This window comes from Xanthomonas sp. SHU 166 (genome assembly GCF_000364685.1).
In the GTDB taxonomy this organism is placed as follows: Bacteria; Pseudomonadota; Gammaproteobacteria; order Xanthomonadales; family Xanthomonadaceae; genus Xanthomonas_A; species Xanthomonas_A sontii.
This window is the reverse complement of record NZ_AQOJ01000498.1, coordinates 1-1119: the sequence shown is the minus strand read 5'-3', so window position 1 is coordinate 1119 and position 1119 is coordinate 1. Positions and strand designations below refer to the sequence as shown.

Genomic DNA, 1119 nt, shown 5'->3' with positions numbered 1-1119 from the left:
GGCCGCCGCTGGTGGTGGCGCTGCGCCAGGCCGGTGGCGCGGAGATGCGGCAATGAGCGCGACGCATCGCCACCGCGGCGCCGCGCTGGTGCTGGTGCTGTGGCTGATCGCGCTGCTGACCGCGCTGATCGGCGCGTTCGCGCTGACCGCGCGCACCGAGAACCTGCAGGGCAAGGTGCTCGGCGACGGCGCCGAGGCGCAGGAACGCGCCCGCGCCGGCCTGGAATACGCGCTGACCCGGCTCGCCGGCACCCCCACGCAGCCGGGCTGGCGTGCCGACGGCCGGCGCTACCGCTGGCAGTACGAGGGCGCCACGGTCGATCTGCGGGTCACCGATGAAAGCGGCAAGGTCGATCTGAACATGGCCGATGCGCAACTGCTGGCGGCGCTGGTGCGCGCGGTCGGCGAGGATCCGCAGCGCGCCGAGCGCATCGCCGCGGCGATCGTGGACTGGCGCGATCCCGACAACTTGACCCAGCCCAACGGCGCCGAGGATCCGGACTACGCCGCCGCCGGCCTGCCCTACGGCGCCAAGGACGCGCCGTTCGAAAGCCTGGCCGAACTGCAACTGGTGCTGGGCATGGACCCGGAGCTGTACGCCAAGCTGCTGCCCAACCTGACCCTGTACGGCGGGGTGTCGCGGCCGACGCCGGACTTCGCACCGGGGCCGGTGCTGACCGCGCTCGGCCTGGACGCGCAGCAGGTGCTGGCGCAGCGCGAACGCACCGACCAGACCCAGCTCGGCATGGTCGGCATGGGCGGTGGCGGCACCTATAGCATCGAAAGCCGGGCGCGGCTGGGCAATGGCCGCGAGGGCGTGTTGCGCGCGGTGGTGCGCCCAGGCTCGTCGGCGCTGCCGGGCTCCGCCTACACTGTGTTGCGTTGGGAAGAAGGAACGACGGTGCGATGACGGCGTGGCGCGACACGATGGACAAACTTGGCGTACGCATCGCCCCCGGTGCGGGCGGGCTGCTGGCCTGGTGGCAGCGCTCGCTGATGGCGTGGCTGCCGCCGCGCTGGCAACTGCAGCTGGGCTGGTCGCAGGCGCGGCTGCTGCTGTGGCGCGAGGGCGAGCAGCTGATGCTGGCGCGGCAGGTCGAGTCCGAACTGGGCGCGCCG

At 73.1% G+C, this 1119-nt stretch carries 1 protein-coding gene and 1 pseudogene; both read left to right on the top strand.

Annotation, left to right across the window (positions count from 1 at the left end):
- Positions 1-52: 52 nt before the first annotated feature.
- Positions 53-910 carry a type II secretion system protein GspK gene (locus tag D180_RS12915; RefSeq protein WP_017908494.1) on the top strand — a complete coding sequence of 286 codons (858 nt, stop codon included), beginning with the start codon at positions 53-55 and terminating at the stop codon, positions 908-910.
- Positions 907-1119 (top strand): annotated as a pseudogene (locus D180_RS12910) (hypothetical protein); the annotation flags it as partial. The gene D180_RS12915 and the pseudogene D180_RS12910, both read left to right, overlap by 4 nt.